Below are 20,484 nucleotides of genomic sequence, written 5' to 3'. Positions count from 1 at the left end.
TGACTAAGGACATCCACCAAGATAAATCTCACAATTTCTAAAGTTGCTAAAGCATAAATCCCAAACCTAATAGTAAGCAACTCCAGAAATGCACGCCTACGGCGATGAATTTACAGTTACTAACTTTTTCTGGCTGGTGATGATTTTTTTGGACATGACGGCATAGTTTGATGGCAAAGGGTAAACTCAACCAACTTAGCAACGTCCAAACTGGAAAAAATCCCCATAGTACAAACAGTAAGGTGAGGGGATAAATACTAGCAGTAAACCAAATTAGGAGTTGAGCAGCTTTTGCAGTTCCTAGACGAACGATAGGCGATCGCTTGCCGGCGGCTATATCATCCTTTACTTGGTGAAAGTGTGAGCAAAATAAAATTAAACTTGTGACAATGCCGACAATTATTGAGGCTGCTAAACTCGTGATTGACCAAGTTTGGGTTTGGCTGTAATATGCTGCTGCTACTGCCAAGGGGCCAAAGGCGAAAAAGCAAATAATCTCGCCTAAACCTTGATATCCTAAGCGAAAGGGCGGCCCTTGGTATGTGTAGCCCAATGCACAGCAAAGCAGAATTATGCCAATGATAGTTGGGTCTTGTTGCCAAGTTGCGATCGCTAATATGCACAGCAATCCCAAACCTAAACACAAGTTTCCTAACCAAAATATTAATGATTTATTGCCGGTTAAGTTCACCAGAGAATGGTGTTTATTTTGATCAATCCCTGTTTCTGAATCAAAGACATCATTACTAATATTTTCCCACGCCAGAATTAAAATTGCCGCAGTTACAAAAGTAGAAAATACTGCACCATTAAAAATTTTAGTTTCGGCAAATGCTACTGCTGTTCCTACCCAAATGGGCATGATGGCAACGCTGTACATCGGCGGTTTAATCGCCGCCATCCATAACTTAGTGTTGGGATATAAAATCTGCTTGGTAGTCATCAGTCGTGATTAATTAAATTACCCGAATATTACTCACATGTTAGATTTTATGATTTACAGAGACGCTAGATACTAATGAGGTACAAAAAACTGCTAATTTTATCATGGCTGTTTAACCTGGCGTTACTAACACTCACCCTCATGTTGCAGATCAAAACTGAGCTTGGCTTGTCATGGTCTGGGAACACCACAAACAAGGCAAACCACACGCTGGTGAAATGGCGACTTAATATGTTACCTGTAGAAATACGACCACGATTAATTACACTTTAGGAAGTTAACTTAAAAAAAATTTACTTTAGATCCATGACAGTTTCACCATGTCGTAGTAACTCCTTTGTAGAGCACAAAGATTTATATCAATTTCTGTTAGCAGTGCAAGAAAAGTGCCTCAAAAATAATAGCAGGCAAATTGTCAGTATCTCTCAAGAGATTGACTTGGTTGACCCTTTAGTTGTATTAAATAAACTTACACAAGTAAATGAAATAAATTTTTACTTTGAGCATAAAGGTAAAGGAGAAGCGATCGCGGCAATTGATACTGTAACAAAATTACAAATTGATGGCATAGAACGTTTTACTAAAGCTGAGTATTTTATCAAATCTTGTCTAAAAAATATAATTAACTTTGGTAACGCTAATCAACCTTTTTCTGGGCCTCACTTTTTTTGTTATTTCAGCTTTTTTGACAAAAATACCCAAGCAGATTATCCATTTCCATCTGCTACCGTTTTCTTACCACGCTGGCAAGTAGCTGTGAAAAATCAGCGTTGTATATTAGTAACGAATACAATTATCAATGCCAGCGTAAATATTCAAAGAGTATTGCAGACTATGCGGGGAAAAATTGAATTTCTCCAGTCTTTAGAATCTTATCCCCATATTGATTGTTTTCCGGCAAACTTCCGTAAGAAATCCGTCACAAATGCAACTCAATTTAAACGTTCAGTATTTTCTGCTTTGGAAAAAATCCGTTCTAGTCATTTAAGTAAGATTGTACTAGCAGATACGCTAGATGTGAGATCAAGTAGTAATTTTAACTTATTCAAATCATTAAATAATCTCAGGCAAATACATCCTAATTGTTATATTTTTTCCACAAGTAATGGTAAAGGGCAAAATTTTATTGGTGCAAGTCCAGAACGATTAATTAGTATTAATAATCAACAGTTAATCACCGATGCTTTGGCTGGTTCTGCACCACGAGGTAAAACACCCGCTGAAGATGCTGCCAATGCCAATCGTTTATTAAATAGTGAAAAAGAAAGACATGAACATTTGCTAGTAATTGATTTCATTACTCAGCGCTTATCCCAACTGGGTGTATTACCTCAAGTATTAGCCCCGCGCTTGCGACAATTATCTAATATTCAGCATTTATGGACACCAATCAGCGCCATTGTTCCTGCCAACGTACACCCGTTAAAGATTGTCGCTCAACTGCATCCTACACCAGCCGTTGCTGGTGCAGCACGAGATGTTGCCTGTGCCGAAATTCGGCGCTATGAAAGCTTTGAGAGGGGTTTATATGCCGCGCCTCTAGGTTGGATAGACTCTGAGGGGAACTGCGAGTTTATTGTCGGAATTCGTTCAGCACTGATAGATGGCGATCGCGCTAGACTTTACGCAGGTGCTGGTATCGTTGCCGGTTCTGATCCTGATAAAGAGTTTGCAGAGGTGCAACTCAAACTTCAGGCTTTACTGAAAGCATTAGTGTGAACTACTGAAACAATGGGAGTAGACACTTCAGTATGATACAGAATATGAGTGAACTTCCCAACAGTCTTGAAGATGCGATCGCCCAATCTCGTGTAGCTACCCAAGCAGCCTTGGCAGATGGGCAGACTCGCCTACAAGTTGAGTTCCTATTCCCAGAACTCAAACCCATGACAGTAGCAGAGCAATTTCTGCCAGTTTTTACAGCTTATGATTCCCGCTTGAAAATTTTCTTTGCCGATGCTGGTGGTGCTGCTCTAGCCCGCCGTGATTGGGCAGATGCACCATTTAAAATTGAGGATATTGGTACAGGTAGGGCTGCCTCCTTAGAGGCAAAAATTCAGCCAGAGGATGAAATCTTTTTATTTATTGCCCCTACTTCCGTGGAAGTACCACAGCTAGAAAAGTTGTGTGAAGTCATCGGCTCACGGCCTTTAGTCATGTTAAATCCTCGCCTAGAAGATTCTGGAGTTGTGGGTATTGGTTATGCAGCCAGAAAAATCCGCGATCGTTTTATTAGTACTATTGAATCCGCCTATTACCTCCGCCCGGTAGACGATGAAACTGCCGTATATCGCTGCTATCCAGGACAGTGGGAAGTTTGGCTGGAAACCAACGGCGAATATCAAAGAATTGCCGAATTACCCAAAAAACCATCAGGTGATGAGTTAGATATCATCCTTACGAAGGGACAATCACAAACAACCGACGCTGTACCTGCGAAAAAACCCAATGTGTTCAAGAGTTTGCAAAGGTTTTTTAAGGCATTGAGTAGTTAGAAGAAAGCAGAGGTAGCAGGGAGAGATTTTGTCATCTGCTACCTCATTTGATGCCGGCAGAAGCACAGATTTCATACGTGTAGAGACGTTGCAATGCAACGTCTCGGAGCGAGGTTATAGGCTATTGAATCTGAAATCTAAAATCAGGGTACAAGAATTATTGAATACTGTTAGCGAAGTCGTATTTACCTCCACGTTCGAGGGCGCGTTTGTAAGCAGGGCGTGCATGAATGCGCTCTAAAAATTCCTTGATTTTTGGTCGGCTCTCAATCTGTTCGGGAAGCGTGGCGATCATTTCGAGAGGAAAGCTCATTTGGATATCGGCGGCGGTGAATTCTTCGCCTACAAACCACGTACTCTTACCAAGTTCGCTTTCTATGTAGTCAAAGTGAAGCTTAATCTGGGGCGCGATGAATGCATCCATCGCGCTGCTATCCGCTATTCCAAAACGGTTGAAAATGAGGTTCATCACCAGCAGTGGCATTGCAGAACCTTCGGCGTAATGCAGCCAATACGTGTAACGCAGACGCTCTGGTGTACCCGATGGCGGGACTAGCCGACCATTACCGTAGCGATCTATTATGTATTCAATAATCGCGCCCGACTCCGCCACCGTAAGATCTGCATCTGTGATCACCGGTGACTTGCCGAGCGGATGAACTTGGCGCAGCGACTCCGGTGCTAGCATCGTCTTCGCATCGCGTTCGTAGTACTTGATCTCGTATTCGATACCCAATTCCTCAAGCAGCCATAGCACGCGCTGCGATCGCGAGTTGTTAAGATGATGCACAACGATCATAAAAATTTTCTCCTCTGGCGGCTCATTGTTATCCGAACTCAACTAGTCTTTAACTTTTTTAGGACTTACACACTGCACAAAAGAATTATGTTGTGTATCAACGTAAATAACAATCATTCTTTGATGGTAAATAGACCATTACTGTAGGGGCAATTCATGTAGACGCAAAGCGGCTTCCCGCAGGGTATTGCCCCTACGACAGATGTGGTTTTTCAAATCATCCATGTTTGAGCTTTCCTGTCAATGCGTAAGTCCTATTTTTATAGATAAACGTTCTTCGGTCTTTAACCCACAGCATAATCTGTATATTGCCGCATATAGGGCGCGTAAAAAACCATTAAGACAATTTGCGCGACCCATAACCTTTGATGCGATCGCATTTGAGTTCAGTTACGATTGTTGTTACTCCAGCAGAAATTAGTTATTTCTGCGTCAACCAAATCTTGACTTACTTCGCGTTCAGGATGTTGGTTTACGAGAAGTAGATGATCCAGCAATTCTAGACTGGCCTCAAACTTTTTTTAACCCACAGCATAATCTGTATACTGTCGCACATAGGGTGGATGAAACCCAACTACGATATCCTGTTTTGGTACTCCCATCGCTACTAGTTGCTCACCTACATCCTCTTCTGTACCATTCCATTGAATCCAAATCTTACCGTCTTTGATATCAAAATGCATTACAGGGCCAAAAACCCTACGTTTATTTTGCCAACCAATATATATCAGTTGATAATGATCTTTTTCTACATCAAAAATTGTTTGGGCTTCAATTTCATTATTAGATGCGACACGCTCAGCATATTCTGTAATTAATTGCCGAATACACTCTCGATATTTCTTTAAATCTGCCATCGGATAATTTCCTCCGTTTCTACGTCATAAACTATGAGATTGATTTGATTACGCTGGATAATAGTTTGAATAAACGGTTTAATTAAAAAATCGTTATAAGTGTTTAATGGTACTGCTAAATACAAAACTCACTCAGAACCTATTTCTTCTAAAGCATAGCGATAATTAATAAACTGCCCAACGGCAGTATGAAACTCGGAAATAGTTGAAGTGCCGATGAAACTTTTAACTTCAATTGCTATTGTTTGTCCCTCTCTTTCTGCGGCAATCATTCTCTCTGCTCCCAAGTCAATGTACATATCAGTAATGCCTTCTATGCGAATTAGTAAGGGATCATGAGTAATTCGCCACCCGTCCTTTTATAATGCCGATTTCACAACATTGTGAAATTTATCTTTAGCTGACATAAGACTGTTTTCCCAGCCTGCATAAGCATTCTAAATATATTTTGCCAAAGTGCTGGTGGAAAAGGAGGATAAGGAGAGGGGAAATAACGATTCAAAATTATTCTTCCACTCCCCATTTCTTCTACTAATTCCCTTGCAACGGGGCATTTAAGACTTTTTCGATCCGATCGCGTGTTTCTAGGATGTGCGCTTTGGTGTATTCATCGTTGGAATTCACCTGCTTAAGTTCGTCGTTTAATTGTCTGAGTTTATACCAAGCTAGAGTACGAGCATCTTCAGGTACATATTCTTTCCGCAACACCATAGCAGTCAAAATGTTTAAATACTCCCGCTGTAAGCCTCGCCGCAAACTGGCAATCTTTAACGGTTTGCTTGCTGGTTTTAATACTTCCGTCCAGACACCTGTTTGTAAAGTATCAAATAATTCTGGTAGAGTCAGTGCTTCTCCTGCCTGGGTTTTGAGTTCGATGTCTTTGAGGCGCGAGAGGCGATCGCGTGAAAGTAAATCCCGCAATACCGCACTTTGCATGAACAAAACCGAGTCATGAATTGGATAATCCAAACGGCCAACCAGCGGATTACTACCCCAATGTCGCCAACGTGAAGGTGCTAATTTATTCAACAGTTCTGGTGAGAAGCTAAGGGCATCCTCTGCGAATACGTACTTTTGTAGCGTTTCTAATGCTTGCCGTTGTTGTGCAACTGGCACTGGTGCAAATGGTAAGCGGCGATCGCGATCGGCTAGCGTTTCGCTTGCTTTAACTCTGTAGAAAGACTGTCCACCAATATACTTACTTGTATAATATACTTGCTGAAAATAGTTACCTAAGACTGTACTAAAACGTTCACTCAAATCGCTGTAACTCTCTCCATCCATTGGGTAACGCTTATTGAGACGCTCCCACATTACACGAGAATTATTCAACTGCCACTGTGAATAAAGTAACACATCGCTGCTGTTGTCCCAAGCATCGGCAGTGGGGTCGAGGCCATACACATCCTCATCTGTGGAATAACTTAACTCCGGTTTATAGGATTGCTGAGCAATTTCCTCTAAAATCGGCTTTTCCGCTATGGGAGATGCTGCCTGAATTTGTGTATAGCCGTATTTAATTGCCCATTCATCATACGGGCCCACCATAGTAGGGAAATAATCTCCCTGCTTTGTGCCTTGAGGGGCGATGTTTGGGGGAACATAATCCATCACCGATGCTGTCAAACCTTTGGTGCGGGTGATTTCCGTATTATTCATCTCTTCTGCTGGTAGCAGGGTACTACCACGGAAGTTGTGACGCAAACCAAGAGTATGTCCAACTTCGTGAGCAATGATTAAACGTAAATATTGATTGGTATATTCTTTGAGTTGATCTTGATTAGGTACAGTATCTTGCAGCAGTGACATCGCCAGTGAACCAAAGGCAAACTGGTTAGCAGCTTCCATGCCATAACACAGATCGTATTCGCCTGCGAGTTTAGATAAACGATTCAAAAACTCTTGTTTTCCCTGCATCTGCGTAGGATCATCGTTGTTGGCATTTAAACCGTTGGCGCAAAGTAGGCGATTTTGCATCAATGCTGATAAAGAAGTACGTTCTGTTTGGCTGGGTTGGACGATTTTGCGATAATCATTCTTGAGTGCCCGTACAAAGCTAGCATCTACCAAAATATCTGCATCCAAAATTTCCCCAGTCAGCGGGTTAACGCGGGATGGCCCCAGCGCAAAATATCCATCTACCGTATTAATCCAGCGAATCGTGTTGTAGCGAATATCTGCTGGATCCCATGTGGCATCATCTGGCATTTGCCGTACTTCAATTGCATCCTTAAATCCTGCTTTTAAAAAGGCCTTGTTCCACATTAATACGCCTTCTTTAATGGCATCGCGATACTCGAAGGGCGTGGCATTATCAATCCAGAAGACAATCGGTTTTTTGGGTGGAGAAATTGCTGCTTTGGGGTCTTGTTTTTCTAAATCCCAGCGATTGATGTAGCGGACAAAGGGATCGCCGCGATCGTCTTTGGATAAGTCTTGATAAGCGGTGATGAAATAGCCTACACGTTCGTCAGCCAAACGTGGTCGGTAATTTTGGTCTGGTAGTTGAGACAGACTATAGTGGACGCGGAGGGTGAAGCCACGGTTGTCAGGGAGCGCCGTAAAATTCCGCATTTCATTTTCGCTGCTTTTACCGCTACTGGAGAAATTTAAAACTGACTCAATTTCTAAGTTTTGCGGGAAGACTTTAGCAGTGCCAAAATAAGATTTGTCTGTGCTTCCGGGTAATCCCAAACTTACAGATAATCCCGCTAAGTCTGTTAGTAGTAAATCTCCTAAATCAATCAGAATAGTTTTACGTTCTGGATGAATACTTTTAATAGTGATGGTATAAAGAACAGAGTCGCTGAAAGACCGGGCAAGCGATCGCGCCTGGGGATCTCCATCACGAGTCCGAAAATTGACATTACGAACAACAAAGTGTAGATTTTTACCTACTCGCTGGAAATAAAACAAAAAATCTTGCAAAGGCATACCACTATAAATGCCTCTTTCCCCAATGCCTGATTCCAAAGTTGCCGTAGCTAAGTAATTTTTATTTAGTTGCTCTGGTTTAATTTCTAGATAGATTTTATTCTTTTCTTGATTCCGATAAAGGGTGAATAATCCCCCTGATTTTTTAGTGTCCTTGACTACTTCATCAAATGGTTCTAAGTCATCCTTTTTTGGGGGTTTAGTACTAGAATTAGGCTTTTCATTCGGCTTCTCTGGAGTTTTTTGTACTTGCAAAAATGGCTGCTGTCCTGTTTTTTTAAGATCTTTAACTACCCAAATAAAAGGTTGACGCTGTGCATCTTTGTTCTGATTAACTACCCAAACTTGGTTTGATGGCAGCCTTACTTTCTCAGAGATCTTGGCGTTTGGAGATGAAGCTGAAAGCAGAGTCGAAGAATTTTCCTGCCGACTGTTTTTAATTCCTGTAGTAGTGGAGCGACGCTCATCTATATACAAGTCCTGAGTTGCTATACCCACCTTTTGATCAACTCCAGTAACAGGCAGTGACTTAGCGTTAGTAGTTGCTATTCCTAAAAACAAACCATTTAACAAAATTATACAAAAGGTTAATCTGTTCATCTAATTCATCCCTGACAACTATGACCAGTTAATTTTTAATTTATGCAAAGCTACCCAGTCTTACCTCTACTAATTGAGTCAATCTAAAAATTCTTCTAGCTATCTGTTATCAAGCAACTAACATTTCAGTTTAGGTTTCATCTCTAATTTTTAGCTTTGTTGAACTGTTTTACTGTAGTATTCTTCCTAATAACTACGTCTGTAGCAAACAGTACGTATTATTTTTGCCTCAGACTAGTGAAGATGCTGGAACAGAAGTAGAACAACTTAAGCAAAATGTTAGAGCTCTCTCAGAAATAAAAGAGTTTTAGATCTGACACTTTAGCTCCATTGTGAGCAAAAGCGCCAGGTTCCTCAAGGTTTAGCGAGATGCCATCTGACACGCTACCCTTAACTGGCAACTCCTTCGAGTAACGCGATCGCTAACGCACTATTACTTAGTTACTTAGTATTTATTTTACGAATATATTTTTTGATTGAAAAGCTTACTACCAAGGAAATATCTTTACATACAGTTTATCACAGCAGTAATTTTGTAGTATTAACAGGCACAACAATGTCAACATATTTATCTCAGGTCTGGAAGCTGTTGAGAAATTATGTGAGGGGTACAAGGTTAAAACAGATGCCAAAGACAACATCTCTGGAAGCTGAAGCGGCTGTGCCTCCCGGAAAAATAATTAAAGAATTAGACAAAAGTGTTAAATTTGCTCCAGATCATTTACAGGATTATTTATGGTTTCAAAGACTGCAAAAAAGCTTGGAAGAATGGACAATATCAGGCAGCAGCTTGACATTGAAGCCAGACACACTGCTTTACGAGAAGTCGCCTGGAGGAAATCTAGGCGATCGCCAATTGTATGAAGAGATTTACGATTTACTAGGCAACGGTGCGCTGAAACCAGAAATAGTCGAGCAATTAATGGAATTCCTTGTAGCTAGTCAAAAAATTCGCCCAGAAATGCTTTTTCAGCGGCTAGAAGATTTTTATCGTCGCTGGTGTCAGGGAGAATTTATTGACGCTACACCGGAATCTAACCTGCCTCAGCAAAAAATGTTAAAGCTGGCAGCACAAAATATTACCATCGGACTCAGACAAGTAGATATATATACAGGGCTTAACGTACTGATTTTACTCTTAGAGTTACATCGCTACGCACAAGAGCAAGATGAACTCAAGCAACAAATTACTTTTTATCCATCTGCTCAACCAGATACAGAAAATTTTTTCACATGCCAATTGCTTCAGATTATTAACTATAGTGATGCTCTGGAAATTGGCAATTTTAGTACTATTGTTGGGGAATTTCTCAGAGGTGGCAACTTTAGAGGTGCTTATCTAGGTGATGCGAATCTCACTGGCGTCAACTTCAGCGGTGCTGACCTTAGCGGTGTTTATCTCGGTGATGCCAACCTTACTGGCGTCAACTTCAGCAGTGCTAACCTCAGCGGTGCTAACCTCGGTGATGCTAATCTCAGCGGCGCTAATCTCAGGGGTGCTAACCTCAGCCGTACTGATCTTGGTAGTACCAACCTCAGCGGCGCTAATCTGATCGGTGCTAACCTTAGTCGTGCCAATCTCACCCATGCTGACCTCAACAGCACCAACCTCAGCAATGCTAACCTCAGCCACGCTGACCTCAGCAGCGCTAACCTCAAAAATAGCGAACTCAGTCGCGCCGACCTCAGCAACGCTATCCTTTTCGGTGCTAATCTCAGCGACGCCAACCTCATCAGCGTTAACTTTAGTCATGCCGATCTTTGCCGCGCCGACCTCAGCGGTGCTGAATTGTGCCACGCTATCCTCAACGGCACTAACCTCAGTGACACAATTCTTTTTAGTACCAACCTCAGCGACGCCATCCTGGTCGCAGCAGACCTTAGTTACGCCAAACTCAACGGCGCAAAGCTCAACGACGCCAGACTCAACGGTGCAATGTTCCTAGGCGCTGACCTAAGCGGCACAGACCTCAGCAGAGTATCTCTCAACGATGCCGATCTCAGCGGGGTAACTCTCAACGATGCCGACCTTAGCGGTGCTGACCTCTCCGATGCTGTACTTTTCGGCACAGACCTCAGCTATGCCAACCTCAATAATACCAACCTCTGTGGCAGTAACCTCAGCGGTGCTATCCTCAATGGTGCGGATCTCAGCCACAGTAACCTTAGCTACGCCATTCTTAGTGGTGCTGACCTCAGCGATGCCAATTTAGAAGAAATGACTTGGGGTGAAAAGCAGCAGTGGGAAGGAGTACGAGGATTAGAGACAGCAGTTAATGTGCCAGAAGCTTTAAAAGAACAACTCGGACTAAATTAGGAAGGGAAGCTTGGGAGTATGTGCAAAGACTGGATGTAGTATTCAAAACATTAACTAACGCATGCCGGACATCAACTAACGCATGCCGAACATCAACTAACGCGTGCCGGACATTAACTAACGCATGCCGGACATTAACTAACGCATTCCGAACATCAACTAACGCGTGCCGAACATCAACTAACGCATTCCGAACATCAACTAACGGGTATGTCAGTAAATAAATAAAACCCGAAATCCTGTAGAGACGTTACATGTAACGTCTCTACGTGTGTGGTCTATTCAATTGAAAACGACTGTAGACGCGTAAATTTGGCGTTATGCTCTAAATTACCAGTAATTAAACGAGTCTAGGCGAATGAACAAGCCCTTATCGCAATTTTGGAAGCGTTTGGTCGCCCCCTTTTCATCAGAGATGCTGGAAACAACAGCTGAGTCTAGCAAAGCAGTCTTGGAATTGGGAACAACCTTGCAAGAACAAGGTACAAAACTAGAACTTTTGAAACCTCTGGTAGAACAGTCAGACTCGCTGTTAGATGTGTTGTGTTCACCTGTAGCGCAAGTTGTGGGTGCAGGGTTGCCTTTTGTATCAATTGCGATCGCACTTCTCAAGTTTTACCGCGAAAAGACTCACACTGAACCAACCTTAGAAGATTGTGTAGTGCTCATTAGCCAAGCAGCATATCTAGAAAGTTTTACAGAAATCATCGCTGACCACCAGCAATTATTGGCTAGTTGGAATAGTCAACAGCATAGTGATCAAGCACTCAAAAAGGCACTCAAAGAACTAGACGATTTTGAATTAGATGCTGATGCGGCAAAAAGAGCCATCGCATCTTTTCCTGAGTCACAGTTAGTTAAACACTTTAATAAAGTATTATCGGCAAGATTACAACAAGCAGGACTGACTCAACCAGAAGCCGAGGATTTTACAGCATCAGTCGCTCGGAATACCGAAATCTACTTTTTGCAAGCCTTAGCAGCGGCTCGTAATTCTGTCCAACCTCTAGCTGACTTGTATAGCAATGGGGGGATAGAAGTAATAAAAAAATATGGAAGTATTCAAGATTATCTAGAACAAGAAATCGAATCCAAACCTAAAGAAAATGTATTTAGTGAATCTTTTACATATAAAGATATTTATGTAAAGCCCCAAGCGAGGAAAATAGATCCTAATGGAAATATTAATGATTCATCAAAATTAATAGATTTGGAGAATTGGGTTAAAAACACTCTTTTTGACAAAGATCTTAATATACAAAGAAAAGTGATATTTATTCAAGGAGGCCCAGGAAGAGGTAAAAGTATTTTTTGTCGGATGTTTGCTGATTTGGTGCGCCTGGATTTATATCGCAGGTGGACACCTATCTTAATTCGCCTGCGGGATATTGAGGTATTTCAGCCGAGTTTAGAAGAAACTTTACGCTCTAGGTTGAAGTCAAAGTGCCATTTTGCCTTAAGAGATGACTGGCTGATTGATCCTCATATACGGTTCTTGTTTATTTTAGATGGCTTTGATGAGTTACGAATTGAGCGCAGCAATAACCCAAGTGTAGAAAGATTTATTAGACAAGTAGGGACATTTCAAGAAGACTATGCTCAAAAACATCGAGTAATAATCACAGGACGAGCAATGGCTTTGCATGGCATTGACCGTCTACCAGCGAATCTGGAAAGGGTGGAAATTGCCGAAATGGATACCGAATTGCAAAACCAATGGTTTAATAATTGGCGTCAGCAATTTCCCACTGATAAAACAACAGCATTTCAAGAGTTTTTGCAAAATGCTCAATCCTGTCCATACCAAGTTAAGGAGTTAGCTAAAGAGCCACTATTGCTGTATATGTTGACAGCAATGCACCGAGACGACAAGTTAGACATTAGCAAATTTGAGCAAGCCACTGGGACAGCAGCAAAAATTTTAGTTTACGAACAAGCATTAGATTGGGTACTCACCAAACAGCGTTCCGACTCTCGTCACCCAGATTTAAATTACGAACTTACTCGACAAAACCCAGAAGCATTACAGCGAATATTAGCAGAAGCAGCGGTGTGCGTAGTGCAGTCAGGGGGAGAAAGTGCTTCGATGCAGATGGTGAAAGCACGCTTACAGCAAGATGATGAAGCGAAAGAACTCATAGCCAAAGCTGAGAAAGAACTGAGAGAAGAATCACTAAAAACGGCATTAAGTGCTTTTTACCTCAAGTCTAATGATGATGGTGGTGTTGAGTTTTTCCACAAGAGTTTTCGTGAATTTCTCTGTGCTGAACGACTCAAACAAAGCTTGGAGGAATGGACGGAACCAGGTAGACGGGGTAAAACTTTCAATGTTGATGAGCAGCAACTACACTGGGACATTTATGATTTATTCGGATATGGCGGATTAACACCAGAAATTGTCGAATATCTCATGGGCTTGCTAGTTACCAGTGCTGAATTTCCACCAGTTGAGTTATTTCAGCGGCTAGAAAGTTTCTATCTTCGTTGGTGCGATGGGGAATTTATGGACACCCCGCCAGAAAACTTTCCCCAGAAAAAGATGCGGTTACTGCAAGAGCAAGGAATTAAACAGGGTCAGCGTCAGGTAGATATTTATGCTGGGTTGAATGTGATGATTTTGCTCTTAGAGTTGCACCGCTATGCTCAACAGCGAGATGATCTCAAAAAACAAATTATCTTCTATCCATCTGGTAAATCAGAAGAAAATTCCATCTCCTCAACCCAACTGCTTCGCATTATCAATTACAGTGATTGTTTTCAGTTTGGGACTTTTAATAATGTAGTTGGGCAATTCCTTAGGGGCGCAGACCTCAGTGGTACTAACCTTAGCGGCGCAGACCTCAGCCGCGCAGTCCTCAGCCGCGCAGACCTCACCCGCGCATACCTCACCCGCGCAGACCTCAGCGACGCAGACCTCAGCCGCGCAGACCTCAGCGACGCAGACCTCACCCGCGCAGACCTCAGCGGCGCAGACCTCGGCCGCGCAGACCTCAGGGGCGCAGACCTCAAGCGCGCAGACCTCAGCCGCGCAGACCTCAGGGGCGCATACCTCAGGGGCGCAGTCCTCTGCGGCGCATACCTCAAGTGCGCAGACCTCAGCCGCGCAGACCTCAGGGGCGCATACCTCAGTGGTACTAACCTTAGCGGCGCAGACCTCAGCGGCGCACACCTCAGCGGCGCACACCTCAGTGATGAAGTTTTTGGAGATATTCACTGGGATGAAAATACAAACTGGGAGAATGTGCAAGGGTTGGATACAGCAAAGAATGTGCCAGAAGCCTTAAAGCAACAGTTGGGGCTGAGTTGAATAAATAAGGAGCATGAAAGAGAATAATTTGTAAATATAATTGGTAATTTTTTTAAAGGCGAGGTTTCAATATTTGTTTACGAATATCAAATACTCATTAAGCTATATCTTGCACCTGCCCAATATTCAACCATAGAACAAATTCTCTAGTTAATAGCGCAAGTCTACTCAAGCGGACTACATACAACCTTTACTCAGTCTTTTTTAAAAGACTTTAGCTATAAGCCTCAGAATGAATTCTGAGGCGGTTGTTAAAACTAGTGGTTTAGAACCAATTCCATAATTTTTCCGTTTTTACCCAATCCCCATTGCCCCTTATCCCCAGAGAGCGCCACGTGTTCCCCATTCCCCATTCCCTAGAACACCAATTCATACCAATTCACGAAAATCTTGATACATATAGATTTCTCGTAGGGGCATGGCATTGCCGTGCCCCTACCAACGTATTTGTATTATTTTTAAAGTTAAATAGTATCAGTATTCAAGATGGGGGCGAAAAAAACCGATTATTTCGTAAAGACGTTGCATTGCAACGTCTTTACAGTTAACGAAAATTGGTCGTTTTACCGAAAAGAAATTGGGTTTTTGCGATTACTGAATTGATGCTCTAGTCCCCATTGCCCTTTATCCCCAAAGGGGGCCCCGAATTCCCCAGCCCCTCCTACCGCAAAAACAATTCCCGAATTCCCACACTACCAATTTCCACCGCCAGCGCCGCTAATATAAAACCCAAAAGCTGGGTAATAATCACTTCACCTTCTGCACCAATCCACTTGTCGATGTAGTTGCAGAAGCGTAAAATCAACCATGTGACGAGCATAGCCCCCACAATGCCTACCAATACGCTAATATGCGGACTTTGAGTTTTTGACATTAATAACATCACTGTCGTGAGCGTACCTGGCCCAGCTAGTAGCGGTAAAGCTAGTGGAGTAATTGCGACATCCCGTCCTTCCTCAATAATGGGCGTGTCTAATTCTCCACGGAGCATTTGTAAAGCAATTAACAGCAACAAAAGTCCCCCAGCTACTCGTAAAGACCCCATGCTGATTTCCAAATAATTCAAAATTATTTGACCAGTAAAGGCAAAAAGTAATAGAACTGCGATCGCTACGATAATCGCTTTATCTATGACTTTATTTCTTTCCTCTGGCGTCTTGCCTTTAGTCAAAATTAAAACAATTGGTATATTGCCCACAGCATCCGCCAGGACAAACACCGCGATAAACGTTTGAATCAGAACAGAAGTATCCACAACAGACAGCTTTTATCAGGGTTTGATAACAACCTAATCTGAATCTGGTTTCGTTTTCCAGAATCCATAGGAATATTAAAATAGACTAATAAGGATAGCTAACCCTGAAATCAGTGAACAGTCAACAGTTACTAAGATTTCCGGCAGGAATTTAGCCCCCATCTACACCGCTCACTTAGATTCGTCGCAGACTCTCACTTGCTACTAAAAAACTGATAACTGCTAACTGATAACTGATAACTGTTAAAGAAAAGCAACGTTTAGATATTTCTAATTAATCCCACTGGGGTTGAACTAGCGATATATTTTGAGAATCTATCTTGCTTAACTCGACTGCTCCTTATTGAATCTATGAAGTCTTATTTAGCCGCCGCTATTCAATTGACCAGTGTGCCCGATCTCCAAAAAAATTTGGCACAGGCAGAAGAATTAATAGATCTTGCCGTACGTCAAGGTGCTGAATTGGTAAGTTTACCAGAAAACTTTTCTTTTATGGGAGAAGAAAAAGACAAACTCGGCCAAGCCGAAGTGATTGCCCGTGAAACGGAAAAGTTTCTCAAAAAAATGGCTCAGCGCTTTCAAATTACGATTCTGGGCGGCAGTTTTCCCATTCCTGTAGACAATACAGGCAAAGTTTACAACACCACCATCCTCATTGACCCCAATGGTCAAGAACTTGCCCGTTACTACAAAGTGCATCTATTTGATGTCAACGTCCCCGACGGCAATACCTATAGAGAATCCAGTACTGTCCTAGCTGGTAAGCAACTACCTCCCGTATATTTCTCAGAAACACTCGGTAATTTAGGACTCTCTGTTTGCTACGATGTCCGCTTCCCCGAACTATATCGTCATCTAGCAGATAAAGGAGCCGATGTCGTATTTATTCCCGCCGCCTTCACCGCCTTTACAGGCAAAGACCACTGGCAAGTACTACTACAAGCAAGAGCCATTGAGAATACCTGCTATATTATTGCTGCTGCCCAAACCGGCACTAACTACGCCCGTCGCCAAACCCACGGACACGCCATGATTATCGACCCTTGGGGTGTAATTTTAGCCGATGCTGGCGAACAACCGGGAATTGCGATCGCTGAAATCAAACCTACCAGGCTCGAACAAGTCCGCCGTCAAATGCCCTCGCTGCAACACCGAGTATTTTAGGGACTGGGGACTGGGGACTGGGGACTGGGGACTGGGGACTGGGGACTGGGGACTGGGGACTGGGGACTGGGAAACGGGAAAAGAATAATAATGCTCAATGCCTCAATCCCCAGTTCCAACCTCATGAACAAAACAAAAAACCGAGTAGATTAAAAGCTACCCGGTTTATTTATCCAAATATTTAGAATTCTTAGTCTTTTAGGAGCATAGCAGTACCGTGCCCCTATTTATTCACTGGCAAAATTAAACGTTAGCAGTTTTCTTGGTGACAACATTGAGTTCGCCTTTTGCGTACTTAGCTGCAAAATCTTCCAGAGAAATCTGCTTAATCTTGCTAGCATTGCCAGCTGTGCCAAATTGCTTATAGCGATCAGCACAAACCTTCTGCATGTATGTAATAGAAGGCTTGAGGAAGTGACGGGGGTCAAATTCCTTGGGATTTTTTGCTAAAGCTTCACGTACCGCAGCGGTAATAGCCAAACGGTTATCGGTGTCAATATTTACTTTACGTACACCGCTCTTGATGCCTTTTTGAATTTCTTCTACAGGTACACCGTAGGTTTCTGGAATTGCGCCACCATATTGGTTAATTAGCGCCAGTAAATCTTCTGGCACAGAAGAAGAACCATGCATTACCAAGTGGGTGTTAGGTAAACGGCGGTGAATTTCTTCAATCCGGCTGATTGCCAAAATTTCCCCAGTCGGCTTGCGGGTAAACTTGTAAGCACCGTGGCTAGTACCAATGGCAACTGCCAAAGCATCTACTTGGGTTTGTTCTACGAAGTCAACTGCTTGATCTGGGTCAGTCAGTAGTTGAGAGTGGTCGAGTGTACCCTCAAACCCGTGACCATCTTCAGCTTCACCAGCACCAGTTTCTAAAGAACCCAAGCAGCCGAGTTCACCTTCAACGCTGACGCCCAGAGCATGAGCTACATTCACCACTTCGCGAGTGACATTAACGTTGTACTCGAAGCTAGCAGGGGTCTTAGCATCAGCTTCTAAAGAACCATCCATCATCACGCTGGTGAAGTTGTTCTTAATTGCTGAGTAGCAGGTAGCAGGCGCATTCCCATGATCTTGGTGCATGACAATGGGAATCTGAGGATAGGTTTCTACCGCTGCCAAAATCAGGTGGCGCAAGAAATTTTCTCCTGCATAATTACGAGCGCCACGAGAAGCTTGCAAAATTACGGGGCTATCTGTTTCTACAGCAGCTTTCAGGATCGCCTGAATCTGCTCCAAATTGTTAACATTGAAAGCTGGGATGCCATAACCGTTTTCAGCCGCGTGATCCAACAGCAGCCGCAATGGTACAAGCGCCATAGATAGTCCTCCTAATGTGGTTATCAGCTAGTCTGTGTGAGAGAAGCGTAATATTTACGCTAAATCTTAAGAGTTTTTTCAACTTATAGGAAATTATAACTACTGTCGTGTGTCTATGTTGAAAAAGTTTATGCCATCATTCATAAACATGCCTTACACTTGACCTATTCTACTGTAGGGTAAGCTACTCGACATTTAGAGGCTTTGGTAGCTTTGTATCCCAAATAGTTTAGAGCTATGATTTACTGGCTAATTTCTGAACAAATGCTGTGTGTTCAGAAGATTGCAAACCTGCCTGTAAAATAGTCAACACGGATTGCATATTTCCCGCTAATAACTCTGTTACCCCTAACCACAACCCAGGAAAAACTAGACTTCGCCCAATTCCATTACTATCAGTGGCTAATTCTAGATAATCACCTTGTTCCAGATAATACCAAGTCAATTTCTGATCGAGAACTTGCCAGACAATATATTCTTTGACTCCATTCCGGCGATAGGCTTGCTTTTTGGCATGAAGGTCAATGGCGGCGCTACTAGCAGCAATTTCGACAACTAGCTCAGGCGCTCCTTCGATGTAATCATCATCACTTAGCTTTGCTTGACCACCTGCTTCTGGTGCGATGAGAAGAACGGCATCCGGTTGAGGTTCGTTATCTAAGTCTAGGCGTACAGTCGGTTCAACTCCTAAAGCGACTCCTGGTGTAGCGGCTTCATACGTACCAAGCCATGTGAGAATCCATCCATGAGGTTGACCGTGACTTCTAAAACGCAAAGCAGCAGGCATGATATAGACAATTCCTTCGATCAATTCGGCTTTTTTCAAGTTGGGCATGGCGTTGTAGCGCCGCTCAAATTCATAACGGGTGAGTTTGTCGCCATTTTCCAAACGGGGAATTGTTAAATGCTGCGGGGGTGTTTTTACCATAACGATCGCATCTGGGATCAGCCTGTGCCTATCCTACCGAATTGAGGATATTTATTGTAAGGGAATTGGCGATCGCATTTTCTCAACGATAAGCCATCGCTCTAGAGTATTTTATGTTCCAGGGCGATCGCGTCCGCAAATTTTCCATTAAAAATCAACCTCGCCTCAACTTTCTATTTCTAAAGCATCAGCAAGGTTTTTTCTTTGATATGGGTCGCCCGGGATTCGAACCCGGAACTAATCGGTTAAAAGCCGAGTACTCTACCGTTGAGTTAGCGACCCTTTCGCTGTATTTCGCAACTTTGCCATCATAGCATAGATATCTGTAGATTTGTAAACAGGTTTAGAAAAAATTAGCAGTCAATCTTACGGATGCTGAGTGGCTAGCTCCTGGTGCTAGCACAGTCAGGTTATCGCCAGTATTAAGAGAGTTACGGGTGGCACTCCACGGTTCTAGACAGTAGAATTCCTTGCCTTTGACTGTCCAAAACACCAGCCAGGTAAAGAAATCATCATAATCCAAGGTGAGTTTTAACTTACGGCTGCGATCTATCGCAGTAGCCGATTTGCTCGTTAACTGTCCAAAGGCAAAATCAATTTCATCACGGCTAAAGTCAAAATTGCCATCAAAAGAGTGAATTTCCTTAGTTTGATTGTCTTGATACTGCTTAGAGGGAATTTCAAACTCTAACTGAGTTTTATCACCGCACAGAAAGTAGGGATGGAAACCAGCCGAAAAGGGCATTGGTGTGGATGACAAGTTTTTATACTGCTGACGGACTTCTAGGGTATTACCTTGAAGTTCGTAGGTGAAAGTCAGCTGAAAATCAAAAGGATAAACTGCCTTGGTTTGCTCATTGCTATCAAGAACGACAGTCAGACTAGCTTTATGTTCAGTTTTTTGTTCTGTTGCTTTCCACGGCAATTCACGGGCAAAACCGTGTTGTTTGAGAGTATATTTTTGCCCGTTGTGAGTATAAGTATTATCTGGTAGATTGCCACAAATAGGAAACAAAATTGGATTTCCACCCCTGACACTCAAATCAGGATGAGTAAAGCGTTCAGTATCCAGGTAGAAAATTTCTTGCCCTTGAATGCGCCAACGGGTGATAATCCCACCGCGTTCTGGTACGACTTCCAGTTGAGAACCAGCGGTTTCATCTGAAAGAATGTAGGTCTTATACTGTTGCTCTTGAACTGTAATGTTAAACACAAATTTTAGTCCTAATGGGGAATTGGGCATTGGGGACTGGGGTATGGGGCATGGGGCATTTGTACTGAGCGTAGCTGTAAAGCCTGCGGCATAGCTACGCTTAGAGGATGTTTGAAAAGTCCTCTTGTTGGTAGCAAAACGTTCTAGATCCTCCTAAATCCCCCTTAAAAAGGGGGACTTTAATTCCGGTTTCCCCCCTTTTTAAGGGGGGCTAGGGGGGATCAACAAGTGCCTAAAATCACAGGTAACTACTTTTCAAACAACCTCTTAGGGCGCAGCCTCTCGTAGAGAAGTATTGGGCATGGGGCATTGTTATTCTTTTCCTGTTCCCCAGTCCCCAGTCCCCAGT

The 20,484-nt window shown here is 42.8% G+C and carries 13 protein-coding genes, 1 tRNA gene and 1 pseudogene; 5 read left to right on the top strand and 10 right to left on the bottom strand.

All coding sequences use genetic code 11. The features are described from left to right. Nucleotides 1–46: 46 nt before the first annotated feature. Nucleotides 47–943: a 2-carboxy-1,4-naphthoquinone phytyltransferase gene (menA, locus tag FNW02_RS18900; RefSeq protein ID WP_191759047.1), complete on the bottom strand. Its 897-nt coding sequence runs from the start codon at nucleotides 941–943 to the stop codon at nucleotides 47–49. 306 nt (nucleotides 944–1,249) lie between these two features. On the opposite strand from menA, the gene FNW02_RS18895 reads away from it, so the two are divergent. Together FNW02_RS18895 and FNW02_RS18890 are read left to right on the top strand one after the other, a co-directional pair. Then, nucleotides 1,250–2,662 carry an isochorismate synthase gene (locus FNW02_RS18895; RefSeq protein ID WP_191759046.1) on the top strand — a complete coding sequence of 471 codons (1,413 nt, stop codon included), beginning with the start codon at nucleotides 1,250–1,252 and terminating at the stop codon, nucleotides 2,660–2,662. A gap of 44 nt (nucleotides 2,663–2,706) precedes the next feature. Further along, nucleotides 2,707–3,438 carry a DUF1995 family protein gene (locus FNW02_RS18890; protein WP_191759045.1) on the top strand — a complete coding sequence of 244 codons (732 nt, stop codon included), beginning with the start codon at nucleotides 2,707–2,709 and terminating at the stop codon, nucleotides 3,436–3,438. Between the two features lie 157 nt (nucleotides 3,439–3,595). Here FNW02_RS18890 and FNW02_RS18885 read toward each other — a convergent pair whose 3' ends face one another. The 4 genes and pseudogenes from FNW02_RS18885 to FNW02_RS18870 form a co-directional block, all read right to left on the bottom strand. Beyond that, nucleotides 3,596–4,237 (bottom strand): glutathione S-transferase family protein, encoded by a 642-nt coding sequence (locus FNW02_RS18885; RefSeq protein ID WP_191759044.1) that lies wholly within the window; start codon nucleotides 4,235–4,237, stop codon nucleotides 3,596–3,598. Between the two features lie 521 nt (nucleotides 4,238–4,758). Beyond that, nucleotides 4,759–5,094, bottom strand: coding sequence for a XisI protein (locus FNW02_RS18880; protein ID WP_191759043.1), 336 nt, complete (start codon nucleotides 5,092–5,094; stop codon nucleotides 4,759–4,761). Continuing rightward, nucleotides 5,082–5,501: pseudogene (locus tag FNW02_RS18875) on the bottom strand (XisH family protein). The gene FNW02_RS18880 and the pseudogene FNW02_RS18875 overlap by 13 nt, the downstream one beginning before the upstream one ends. A gap of 124 nt (nucleotides 5,502–5,625) precedes the next feature. Further along, entirely contained in the window at nucleotides 5,626–8,628 is a 3,003-nt protein-coding gene (locus tag FNW02_RS18870) for a zinc-dependent metalloprotease (RefSeq protein ID WP_191759042.1), read from the bottom strand. A 556-nt stretch (nucleotides 8,629–9,184) separates the two neighbouring features. Between FNW02_RS18870 and FNW02_RS18865 the strand changes: the two genes are divergently transcribed. Then, nucleotides 9,185–10,945 (top strand): pentapeptide repeat-containing protein, encoded by a 1,761-nt coding sequence (locus FNW02_RS18865; protein ID WP_191759041.1) that lies wholly within the window; start codon nucleotides 9,185–9,187, stop codon nucleotides 10,943–10,945. A 358-nt stretch (nucleotides 10,946–11,303) separates the two neighbouring features. After that, nucleotides 11,304–14,252 (top strand): pentapeptide repeat-containing protein, encoded by a 2,949-nt coding sequence (locus FNW02_RS39610; RefSeq protein WP_191759040.1) that lies wholly within the window; start codon nucleotides 11,304–11,306, stop codon nucleotides 14,250–14,252. A 661-nt stretch (nucleotides 14,253–14,913) separates the two neighbouring features. On the opposite strand, the gene FNW02_RS18855 is transcribed toward FNW02_RS39610, so the two are convergent. Continuing rightward, nucleotides 14,914–15,507, bottom strand: coding sequence for a MarC family protein (locus FNW02_RS18855; protein WP_162399294.1), 594 nt, complete (start codon nucleotides 15,505–15,507; stop codon nucleotides 14,914–14,916). Between the two features lie 351 nt (nucleotides 15,508–15,858). Here FNW02_RS18855 and FNW02_RS18850 point away from each other — a divergent pair, with 351 nt between their 5' ends. After that, on the top strand, nucleotides 15,859–16,671 hold the full coding sequence (locus FNW02_RS18850) for a carbon-nitrogen hydrolase family protein (RefSeq protein ID WP_191759039.1): 813 nt from the start codon (nucleotides 15,859–15,861) through the stop codon (nucleotides 16,669–16,671). A gap of 243 nt (nucleotides 16,672–16,914) precedes the next feature. Here the strand turns inward: FNW02_RS18850 and fba are convergent, their stop codons facing one another. The 4 genes from fba to FNW02_RS18830 form a co-directional block, all read right to left on the bottom strand. Next, nucleotides 16,915–17,994 carry a class II fructose-bisphosphate aldolase gene (gene fba / locus FNW02_RS18845; RefSeq protein ID WP_191759038.1) on the bottom strand — a complete coding sequence of 360 codons (1,080 nt, stop codon included), beginning with the start codon at nucleotides 17,992–17,994 and terminating at the stop codon, nucleotides 16,915–16,917. A gap of 235 nt (nucleotides 17,995–18,229) precedes the next feature. Next, on the bottom strand, nucleotides 18,230–18,922 hold the full coding sequence (locus FNW02_RS18840; protein WP_191759037.1) for a Uma2 family endonuclease: 693 nt from the start codon (nucleotides 18,920–18,922) through the stop codon (nucleotides 18,230–18,232). Nucleotides 18,923–19,132: 210 nt separating this feature from the next. Beyond that, nucleotides 19,133–19,204, bottom strand: a tRNA-Lys gene (locus FNW02_RS18835). A gap of 61 nt (nucleotides 19,205–19,265) precedes the next feature. After that, entirely contained in the window at nucleotides 19,266–20,135 is an 870-nt protein-coding gene (locus tag FNW02_RS18830) for an aldose epimerase family protein (RefSeq protein WP_191759036.1), read from the bottom strand. Nucleotides 20,136–20,484 lie beyond the last annotated feature (349 nt).

This window comes from Komarekiella delphini-convector SJRDD-AB1 (genome assembly GCF_014831675.1).
Lineage (GTDB): Bacteria > Cyanobacteriota > Cyanobacteriia > Cyanobacteriales > Nostocaceae > Komarekiella.
This window is presented reverse-complemented; position numbering and strand designations above follow the sequence as displayed.

Bases quoted from the DNA above. Each gene is read 5' to 3' on its own strand.
- FNW02_RS39610 (WP_191759040.1), top strand. From the start codon at position 11,304: ATGAACAAGCCCTTATCGCAATTTTGGAAGCGTTTGGTCGCCCCCTTT.
- menA (WP_191759047.1), bottom strand. From the start codon at position 943: ATGACTACCAAGCAGATTTTATATCCCAACACTAAGTTATGGATGGCG.
- FNW02_RS18865 (WP_191759041.1), top strand. From the start codon at position 9,185: ATGTCAACATATTTATCTCAGGTCTGGAAGCTGTTGAGAAATTATGTG.
- FNW02_RS18890 (WP_191759045.1), top strand. From the start codon at position 2,707: ATGAGTGAACTTCCCAACAGTCTTGAAGATGCGATCGCCCAATCTCGT.
- FNW02_RS18885 (WP_191759044.1), bottom strand. From the start codon at position 4,237: ATGATCGTTGTGCATCATCTTAACAACTCGCGATCGCAGCGCGTGCTA.
- FNW02_RS18880 (WP_191759043.1), bottom strand. From the start codon at position 5,094: ATGGCAGATTTAAAGAAATATCGAGAGTGTATTCGGCAATTAATTACA.
- FNW02_RS18850 (WP_191759039.1), top strand. From the start codon at position 15,859: ATGAAGTCTTATTTAGCCGCCGCTATTCAATTGACCAGTGTGCCCGAT.
- fba (WP_191759038.1), bottom strand. From the start codon at position 17,994: ATGGCGCTTGTACCATTGCGGCTGCTGTTGGATCACGCGGCTGAAAAC.
- FNW02_RS18870 (WP_191759042.1), bottom strand. From the start codon at position 8,628: ATGAACAGATTAACCTTTTGTATAATTTTGTTAAATGGTTTGTTTTTA.
- FNW02_RS18840 (WP_191759037.1), bottom strand. From the start codon at position 18,922: ATGGTAAAAACACCCCCGCAGCATTTAACAATTCCCCGTTTGGAAAAT.
- FNW02_RS18895 (WP_191759046.1), top strand. From the start codon at position 1,250: ATGACAGTTTCACCATGTCGTAGTAACTCCTTTGTAGAGCACAAAGAT.